General features: G+C 29.9%; 10 protein-coding genes. 2 read left to right on the top strand and 8 right to left on the bottom strand.

Annotation, left to right across the window (positions count from 1 at the left end):
* Positions 1-20: 20 nt before the first annotated feature.
* The 3 genes from F594_RS0108675 to F594_RS0108685 are packed head-to-tail and all read right to left on the bottom strand — an operon-like array spanning position 21 to position 1,981.
* A complete protein-coding gene (locus F594_RS0108675) occupies positions 21-530 on the bottom strand; it encodes an adenine phosphoribosyltransferase (protein WP_004825324.1) in 510 nt (169 codons plus the stop codon).
* A gap of 15 nt (positions 531-545) precedes the next feature.
* Complete coding sequence (locus tag F594_RS0108680; protein WP_009345761.1) at positions 546-938, bottom strand: PaaI family thioesterase; 393 nt, start codon at positions 936-938, stop codon at positions 546-548.
* Between the two features lie 8 nt (positions 939-946).
* Entirely contained in the window at positions 947-1,981 is a 1,035-nt protein-coding gene (locus F594_RS0108685) for a DNA polymerase IV (protein ID WP_019035309.1), read from the bottom strand.
* A gap of 81 nt (positions 1,982-2,062) precedes the next feature.
* On the opposite strand from F594_RS0108685, the gene F594_RS0108690 reads away from it, so the two are divergent.
* Both F594_RS0108690 and F594_RS0108695 read left to right on the top strand, forming a co-directional pair.
* Positions 2,063-2,695, top strand: coding sequence for an HAD family hydrolase (locus F594_RS0108690; protein ID WP_019035310.1), 633 nt, complete (start codon positions 2,063-2,065; stop codon positions 2,693-2,695).
* A gap of 60 nt (positions 2,696-2,755) precedes the next feature.
* Positions 2,756-3,574, top strand: a complete 819-nt coding sequence (locus tag F594_RS0108695) for a copper amine oxidase N-terminal domain-containing protein (RefSeq protein ID WP_019035311.1) — start codon at positions 2,756-2,758, stop codon at positions 3,572-3,574.
* Between the two features lie 49 nt (positions 3,575-3,623).
* Here the strand turns inward: F594_RS0108695 and F594_RS0108700 are convergent, their stop codons facing one another.
* The 5 genes from F594_RS0108700 to F594_RS0108720 form a co-directional block, all read right to left on the bottom strand.
* Positions 3,624-5,393, bottom strand: coding sequence for an aryl-sulfate sulfotransferase (locus F594_RS0108700; RefSeq protein ID WP_009345724.1), 1,770 nt, complete (start codon positions 5,391-5,393; stop codon positions 3,624-3,626).
* Positions 5,393-6,325: an NAD(P)/FAD-dependent oxidoreductase gene (locus F594_RS0108705; protein WP_009345800.1), complete on the bottom strand. Its 933-nt coding sequence runs from the start codon at positions 6,323-6,325 to the stop codon at positions 5,393-5,395. The genes F594_RS0108700 and F594_RS0108705 overlap by 1 nt, the downstream gene beginning before the upstream one ends.
* Positions 6,315-7,085 carry an Mrp/NBP35 family ATP-binding protein gene (locus F594_RS0108710; protein WP_019035312.1) on the bottom strand — a complete coding sequence of 257 codons (771 nt, stop codon included), beginning with the start codon at positions 7,083-7,085 and terminating at the stop codon, positions 6,315-6,317. Before F594_RS0108710 ends, F594_RS0108705 begins: the two co-directional genes overlap by 11 nt.
* 9 nt (positions 7,086-7,094) lie before the next feature.
* Positions 7,095-7,700 carry a histidine phosphatase family protein gene (locus F594_RS0108715; protein WP_019035313.1) on the bottom strand — a complete coding sequence of 202 codons (606 nt, stop codon included), beginning with the start codon at positions 7,698-7,700 and terminating at the stop codon, positions 7,095-7,097.
* Positions 7,701-7,826: 126 nt separating this feature from the next.
* Positions 7,827-9,314, bottom strand: a complete 1,488-nt coding sequence (locus F594_RS0108720; protein ID WP_019035314.1) for a hypothetical protein — start codon at positions 9,312-9,314, stop codon at positions 7,827-7,829.
* Positions 9,315-9,731 lie beyond the last annotated feature (417 nt).

Consider the following 9,731-nt stretch of genomic DNA (forward strand, 5'->3'; position numbering starts at 1 on the left):
GGACTTTGAAAGTCCCTTTTTTAATAGTGTATTATTGAATCGACTCTGTAGTTTTTAAGTTTTTGACGGCCATTTATATCGTCAAGTTCCATTAAAAATAATAGACCAGCAACCTCTGCCCCTAAAGATTCTACTAATTTTATGGCTGCTTGACTTGTTCCTCCTGTCGCCAATAAATCATCAACGATTACTACCTTTTCACCTTTTTTTATTCCATCAACATGCATTTCAATTGAATCTGTTCCGTATTCCAAATCATATTCAACAGATATTTTTTCACAGGGAAGCTTTCCTGGTTTTCTAATAGGTATAAAACCCTTTGACAATTTATAAGCTAGAGGCGCTCCTACAATAAATCCCCTGGCTTCAATTCCTATAACTTTATCAATTTCATAATCAATTTTTTCTGCCATTTTATCAATAGCTTCTTTAAAATCTTGTCCTTCTTTTAAAAGAGTTGTTACATCTCTAAAGATTACTCCTTTTTTAGGGTAATCTGGAATTGCCCTTACTTTATCCTTTAAACTCATAATTCCTCCTAAATACTATTTTTTATAAACATGGTAAGTAAAAGTTCCCTTAGTCAAAAGTTTGTCTTTAGTATAAACTTCGACCTCACAAACACTTACAGTATTTCCCTTATGTACAAAACTTGCCCTTGCAAAAATTTCTATTCCCTTTGGAGTATTAGAAATATAAGACATGTGTGCATCTATAGTAACATAATTTTTCCCTAAAATTCTGCATAAAATTCCAGTTGCAGTATCGGCAAGAGTATAAATCACCCCACCGTGTAAAATATTAAGATCTGAAATATGTCTGCTATCAGGAAGCATTTTTAATATCAATTGCTCACCGTCAAAAGAATGAAAACTGATATTATTGTGGCTGGTAAAATCTCCTTCATCAATCATTTTTCTTAAATCATCTTTTCCCATTTCTCCTCCTATAAAAATGTGAGTTGATGTATCTTTAAATCAGACAAATTTGAAACTGTTAGACCAATAAGCCTAATCTTATCATCGTTATAAAATTCTCTAAATAAAATTAGTCCCTCTCTATATATGTCTTCTTTTTTATAAAGACCATACTCATAAGTTCTTGATTTAGTTCTAATTTTAAATTTGTCATTCTTTAGTTTAATAGTTAAAGTAAATCCTAAGAGATTTCTTTTAATCAAATCTTGGGATACTTCAACTGAAAAAATATTTATATAATTTTCTAAATCTCTCCTATTATCTGTTGGAAAGAATGTATTTTCTGTTCCCAGACTTTTTCTTTTAATTTTTGTTTGAACCTCTCTATCATCAATACCTCTAATTCTCTTATAGATATCTTCCCCAGATTTTCCAAATAAATTTATCAAAAAATCCTCTTCTAGATTATATAGGTCACAAACCTTATCTATCCCTAAATTTCTCAGCTTGTCTTCAGATTTTTTACCAATACCATGAATCTTTCTAATATCAAGATCCATTAAAATATCAGGAACTTCATCCTTAGAAATAATTTTGATTCCCCTTGGCTTGTTCCAATCTGATGCGAGTTTTGCCAAAAATTTATTGGTAGACATGCCAATAGAAACGCTCAAACCAGTCTTTTTTAGAATATTATCCTGCATTTTTTTTAAGAATTTATAATCAGGGTTTATATCAGTCAAATCAAGATAAGATTCATCAATAGAAACTTTCTCAATGATATCTGTATAAGTGCTAAGAAGATCAAAAACTTCTTTAGATTTTTCCAAATATCTCTTTCTTCTCATGGGAACGATTATTAAATTTTCACACAAATTCTTAGCAATAAAAACAGGCATAGCTGAATGTATTCCATATTCCCTTGCCTTGTAATTTGCAGTCGTAATTATAGCCCTATCACTTTTTCCTGCAACTGCAAGAGCCTTACCTCTTAAAGAAATATTATCGAGTTCTTCACAAGAGGCATAAAAAGCATCTAAATCAACATGAACTATTGCTCGCATTCTATCACCACTAAGATTATATATGATTTCTGTACTTTTTTAAAGTAATCATTTTTGTTATAATCGACTAGAGGTGATAAAATGACAAGAAAAATTGCATTTTTTGATTTTGATGACACTTTAGTTGACTGTCAATCAATAACAATTTTATGGAAGTTTGCTATAAAAAAACAACCTTATCTTATAATTTACTTATTTGTACAACTGTTAATCGGAATAATAAAATACATATTTACCTTTAATTTTTCACATATAAAAACTTCCATGGTATCCCTCTTAAAATTTTTATCAGAGGAAGATTTAAAATTTTTTGCTAATAATATATTGTATCCTAAATATTTTTATAGGGATGGCATAAAAAAACTTGAAAAATTCGGTGATGATTACCTTAAATTCTTAGTATCAGCCTCACCCCTAAATTATATGAAATACTTCAAAGAAATCCTGTCTTTTGATTATATTATAGCCACTGAATTAGATGAAAATTTCCAAGTAAAATCAAAAAATAATTCAGGACATCAAAAGGTATTAAACATAAATAAATACTTAGATGAATTAAATATAAAAATAGACTATGAAAACTCTTATTGTTATACAGACAATTATAAAGCCGATAGATTCATGGCAAATCTCGTTGCAAATAAATTTTTAATAAATTCAAAATTAAAAGTTTCAGGATTTAAGAATCTTTACTGGAAAAAGACTTTGCGATAATTGACAAAAGTGTTAAATACTGTTATTATAAATAATATTTATTAAATGCGGAGGTTTAATATGAAATTAAGAAAAGTTATTACTTTAACAGCAATTAGTGCTATGCTAATCAGTCCAGTATCTGCTTTTGCAGAAAATCCTGCATCTACTCTTAAAGATACAATAAAAGCTACTGAACAAGAAATTAAAAAAGACACAAAAGAAGCTAAAGAGGATATCAAAGAAGCTAAGAAAGACCTAAAAGAAGAAGCTAAAGAAGCTAAAAAAGATCTAAAAGAGGAAGCTAAAGAAGCTAAAAAAGATCTAAAAGAGGAAGCTAAAGAAGCTAAGAAAGACCTAAAAGAAGAAGCTAAAGAAGCTAAGAAAGATGCCAAAGAAACTGTAAAAGTTACTGTTAATGGAAAAGAATTAGAACTTGAAAATCCTGCAATTATCAAAGCAAACAGAACTTTCATTCCTGTACGTAAACTTGTTGAATCAAGCGGAGCTAAAATTGAATGGAACGCAAAAGACAGAGCTTTCACCATTACAAAAGGCGAAAAAGTTATGACTCTTACAATTGGCTCAACTGATATGGTAGTTAATGGAAAGGCACAAAAATTAGAAGCAGCTCCATTTATTTCTGATAACTTCTCATATCTTCCATTAAGAGTTATCTGTGAAGAAATTCTAGGATACAAAGTAGAATGGAAAGCTGAAACTAAAGAAGTTATCTTAACATCTCAAGAATCTAAAAAAGAAGAAGTTAAAGAAAAAATAGAAGAAAAATCTGAAGAATTAAAAGAAGATGCAAAAGAACTTAAAGACAAGGTAGCTGAAAAAGCTGGCGACGCTAAAGAAAAAATCGAAGAAAAAGTAAACGAAAATAAAGCAAAATAGATAAATAAATTTTAAAAAGCTGATTTCTAAAAAGAAGTCAGCTTTTTTCTTATATTAAATATTTATCTATTACATCAGCTATATTATCATAGGTATTTTCTCCCTTAAAATAATATACCAATTCTCCATTTTTGTAAAAATTAACTAAGGGAATTGAAGTTATTTCTAAATTTCTTGCAATACTATTATTAGCATCTATATCTAAGTAATAGCAGGAAATTTTTGGAAACTCTTCATCTAATAAATCAGTCATAAGTTCAATAAGTGGTCCACAATGTGTACATCTAATTGCACCGAATATTACAATTCCTGTTAAGTTTTTTGTTTTTTCGTAAAAATCATAGGAAGAAATAGTCTTAATCCTGTGGTGATTTCTGCTGTAGATTTCTTTTGAAACCCTAAGTTCTTTCAAAGATTCAGATTCCTGAGATAAGGGGTCGATATCCTTATTTAATTCTGCTCCTTCAACATTTATTGGCTTTGCAGTTGAAAATTCTCCTGCTCCTGGAAGCTTGAAATATGATTGATTAATCTCCTTAATTTCTCTTTCCGGATAATCATCTATACCCCAATAATTATATGGATATCTGTAAACTCTATACACTAAAGAATTGTTTAACATATTTTCCGTATCCATTCTGTAAGGAGATGTCCATAACCATACAAGTTCTTTTTCTCTTGTAACTTCTAAAGCCATACCCTCTGTTGTCAAAGTTATCAAAGTATTTCCATTAGGAAGTCTTTCCAAATTTCCTCCATAGGGAGAATAAAATTTGTAACCTCTTAAAGGAATTGAAAAACCAAAATCTCTAGGGTCTACCATCCAATTAATATCTAAGGTTAGGGGATTTAATTCCAAAATTCTTGTGTAGCCCCTTACAAAGGGGAAAAGTCCTTTAGGTGCAAAAATTGTTGCCGGTCCATAACCGCATGGACCTCCATTGTCATAAATTAATAAATTGCCCTCTCCTTCAAGACCTTTTGGAATTAATGTTGCAAAGGCTGAACCAATTATTGGGGAGAATTTACTGTATTTGTCAAGTCCTGGTCCTAAAGTATAAACAATTTTATTCTTTTTTCTGTCTATAATTCCAATGATGTTTGCTGCTCTTGCAGTAAATAAAATATTATCAGGATGAAATCTAGAATCACCCATATCGTACCATTTATTAGCACCTAAATAAGAAATGGAAGTGAGGTCTAAATAATTTCCAATTGGATTTTCTGTAATTCTTAAATTAGGATTTCTGTAGATGACATTCTTTGCTTCTTCTGAAAAATTTAGTTCATCAAAATGTTCAGAGAAAGAAAATTTCCACAAAATATTACCACAATCATCAACTTCTAAGATAACATCATCTAAAAGATCTTTATCAGAAATAGAGCTAACATGGACGCTATCATGGGTGAGCATAAGTGTCTTGTTTGTTTGAAATTCTTTATATGAATGGCAGTAATCAAGGGCATGACCTTGTCTTTGAAAATCACTGTGAACCCTTGCCATCCATTTTTCCTTATATCCCCTATCCTTGATGAATTTATTTCTTGAAAACTCCCATAATATTTTTCCTTCTTTATTAATCTCAACTAAACTGATTCCGTCACTAACTCCAAAATCTGACGTTCTAAATTCCGTCGGAGAAATAATGTTACCGTTTGATAACATTTTTGCAGGCATAGGATTCAAATTATATCTGGCAAGCTCATCACCACACATGGAAATAAGTAAAACGCCATCTTTTGCAGCAGAAATTAAATTAATTCCGTTGTATGCCTTATCTTTATTATATAGGACTGTTCCTCTAGGATAAATTCTCATTATAAGCCTCTGTTTCTGATATATCTTTCAGCAAATACACTTGCGATTGCTCCATCACTTGCAGCAGTTACAATCTGTCTTAAAACTTTATCTCTTATATCTCCAGCAGCAAAAACTCCAGAAACACTTGTATTCATATACTTATCAGTTTTAATAAAACCATCTTTATCAAGTTCTAAAAATCCCTCAACAAAATTACTGTTAGGGCTCATTCCTGCAAAAATAAAAATCCCATCAGAAGCAACAACATTTTTTTGTCCTGTTTTTAAATTTTCAAGTTCTAATTGTTTAACACATTTTTCATTTCCTATAATCTCACTTATCTTATGATTCCAAATAAATTTTATCTTTGGGTTTCTCTTAATTTTTTCAAATGCTTGGGCATTTCCGTCAAAAATATTTTCATCATGGATAATAATCATGGTTATAGAATTACAAAAGTTAGATAAATAATCGGCTTCATCTAAAGCTAAATCTCCAGAACCTAAAATATGAATGTCTTTATTTAAAAAGTTATCTGCATCACACGTTGAGCAATAGGATACTCCCCGACCTGTATATTCCATTTCTCCCTTAGCATTTATTACTTTAGAAAAAGTACCGCTTGCTATAATCACAGCCTTAGCAGTAAATTCTCTTTTTCTTTTAGTCACAACTTTTATGGAGTCTTTCCCTTTTATAAGCTTTTCAACAGTTCCATAAGAAAATTTATTTGTTTCATAAACTGAAGCGTGTTTTCTAAATTCTTTTACTATATCTCTACCTGAAATATTTGTAAATCCTGGATAATTAATTACTGATGCAGTATCATTAATTCTACCTCCATAGGCAGCTTTTTCAATTATTAGTGTATTTAAAAGTGACCTTCCTGCATATATAGCTGCGGATAAACCTGCAGCCCCTGCTCCAATAATTATTAAATCATAGTCCATTTTTTAAATCCTCTATAAATTTATCCACTTGGGGAATTTCTAAAAATTCCACATTTCCCTTGTCGACATATTGGGAAAAAGTTTCATCTATAGGTAATTTACAGATGTTCTTGACATTTTCCCTCTTAGCTATTTCTTCAATGTGACTTGGACCAAAAATTTCATGAACCTCCCCGCAGTTTGGGCATTTAAAAGTAGACATATTTTCAATAAAACCTAAAATTTTAATTGACATCATTTTTGCCATTGTTACAGCTTTTTCTACAATCATTGTTACTAAATCTGAAGGTGTAGAAACAATAATTACACCGCTTAAAGGCATAGATTGAAATACTGTAAGTGAAACATCTCCAGTTCCCGGTGGCATATCAATTAAAAGATAGTCTAAATTTCCCCAACGTACTTGAGAGAAAAACTGTTTTATTGCATTATTTATTATCGGTGCTCTCCACAAAACTGGTGTTGTTTTATTTTCAAGTATTGAATTTACAGAAATAATTTCAATTCCAGTTTTGCTGACAAGTGGAAGAATTTCTCTACCGTTAGACCTTGCAAGTTCATCAATACCAAAACCCTTTGGAATTGATGGACCGGTAATATCAGCATCTAAAACTCCAACTTTATAGCCTTGCCTTCTTAGATGAGATGCAAGAACAGAAGTGGTAAAAGTTTTTCCGACACCGCCCTTACCACTGACTACGGCGATAACATTTTTAACATTAGAACTTTCATTAAATTCAAATTTTTCTATTGCTTGCATTTTTTCCTCCTATATATTATTTACTAGATTTAAAGGAGCCTTCTTCAAAATAGTAAATTTAGAATCTTTATATTCTGCTATATTAAATTCAGCATTTCTTCTGACCCTATTTTGCCAAAAATTTTTAATTTCAATATTTTCCATTATTGTAAACATGGCGATAATTGTGATTCCATGGCTCACTATTAATATATTTTCATCATCTGAATTATAAACATAAAGCTCAAAAAATCTCTTAACCCTATCTATAAGCTCATAAAAACTTTCTCCATCTATACGATTATATTTTTCAGGTTTGGTAAAATATAAATTATAAAGATAAGGATCTGTTTTTTTTATATCATTAAACTGCTTTGCTGACCAATATCCAACATCAATTTCTCTTAAAAGAGGACTTGTAATTATTTTTTTATTTGGGCAAATAATTTTACAAGTATCTAATGCTCTGTTTAAATCTGAAGAATATATGTGAGAAAAATTAATATTTCTTGCTTTTTCTCTCAATTTTTTTGCCATATTTATTCCATTTTCATTTAAAGGAGAATCCATTTGACCTTGAATTTTATCAATTTTATTCCATTCGGTTTCTCCATGTCTTGTAAAATAAATTTTCATTAATACTCCTAAAAATATTTACTTTAATTATATTATACATTAAAGGAATTATAAAGCCTTTAAAAAACAAAACCCTAAGTAAATAATAAACTTAGGATTTTTATTAATTAAATATGAATGTTTAAACTATTTTTTTGATTTATTTTTCTTTAATGAATCATAAATAACTTTGTAAATAAACCATATTAAAGATAATAAGACTAAAACTATAGCTGCATATTGGCTGAAATCAAGAATTTTATCAAAGATCTGTTCAGATTTACTAAGCCTATGAATGTGAACATCTTTTCCACAGCAACATGGACATTCGTTAAATTCTTTCATAGAATGATGTTTACATCCACAACCGCAATCTATATATTCACCATCTTTGAGTTTCAAATCTTTATCTGTAAGCTTATCACTTGATTTTACTTCTACATTTTCCTCATTATTTGCTTCTTGTGTATCTTTACCATTCTTAGATTCATGTAAATCTTTATCTTTGCAACATTGACATTGATTAGATTCTTGACCTGAGTGACATTTGCAAGAGCAACAACAATCCATACCTCCATCTGGTTCTAATTTATCCATATCTGACTTAGAAGCATTTGATGAATTATTATTTTTTGCCTTTTTAAATTCTTTCTTGGCTGATTTGTCACAAGAAACTTGAGGAGTTTTTCCCTTGCAACATGGACAGGAATTATATTCTTCCATGCTCTCATGTTTGCATGAGCAACCACAATTATAAGTTTTTTTGTTTTTAGGATTTTTTTCTTTTTCTTCTTTATGAATTTGAGGAGTCTTTCCCTTGCAGCATGGACAAGAATTGTATTCTTCCATCGAATGATGCTTGCAAGAACAACCACAGTTTATATATTCTCCATTTTTAAGATTAATTTCTTTTGAAGATTCTTTGTTCACCTTCTTACAAGAATTTGAATTTTTGTATGCCTTAGCTTCTTTTGCTTGACAATAAGGACATACATCGGATTCTCCCATTGATTTATGGCAACAAGATGGACAATCTTTTTTGACTTCTTCCTTATGAGTTTGAGCTTTTTTCCCTTTGCAACATGGACAAGAATTGTATTCTTCCATCGAACGATGCTTGCAAGAGCAACCGCAGTTTACAAACTCATCTTCTTTTGTTTCTATATTTTTTTCTTCCTTTGGAGATTCTGATTTACTTTCTTCTTTATGATACAAGGGTGTCTTTCCCTTGCAGCATGGACAGGAATTGTATTCTTCCATCGAATGATGCTTGCAAGAACAACCACAGTTTACATATTCTCCTTCTTCCGGCTGTCTATAATTTTCTTCATTAGAATTGTCAGAATTTTTATCATCTGACTTTTCTCCTGCCGCTGAAAATTTATGACCCAAAAATTCTATTTTATTTGTTTTCTCATTAAAACTTATATCAATTCCAACCTGTTTTAAAGCCCCATCAATCTTAAAATAAGTATTTCCATTTATTATATATAAGGGTAAAATAACTTCCTTGCCTTCTAAAAATACATTTTTAACTAATTTTTCAACTTGAACTCCATTTTCCTGTCCAAAAACTGAACAGGAAATAGAAAAAGTCAAAATAAAAACAAATAAAATTTTTAATAACTTTTTCATCACTACCTCCAACAACATACATATAATAATATATGTAAAAAATTATTTTTTCAAAATATTGATAATAATTATTATAATTTTTTTCTCCACCAAAATACAATAGTAAATTTCGTCGGTATATAATATCCCAAAAAAACCTGCTAACAAAAGTCAAGCTTAACCTGAAATTAATTTCAGGTTATTTTTTATTATTTGAATAATTAAATTAGTGCATGGCAAACAAGCCGAGGGTAATCAATCGGCTTGTTTTTTAGTGTTTTCAAAGTCTTATGCTGCTTTTAATTCTTTTTTCTCGGCTTTTGATTCCATAACTCTTGCATAGTAGATTCTTAAGAATTTATTTAATCCTGCAAATTTGCAAACTTTTTTGGCTTTTCCTTCTTTTTCTTTTTTTACCATATACTTATATATTTCATT

The organism is Peptoniphilus lacrimalis DSM 7455, from assembly GCF_000378725.1.
In the GTDB taxonomy this organism is placed as follows: Bacteria; Bacillota; Clostridia; order Tissierellales; family Peptoniphilaceae; genus Peptoniphilus_A; species Peptoniphilus_A lacrimalis.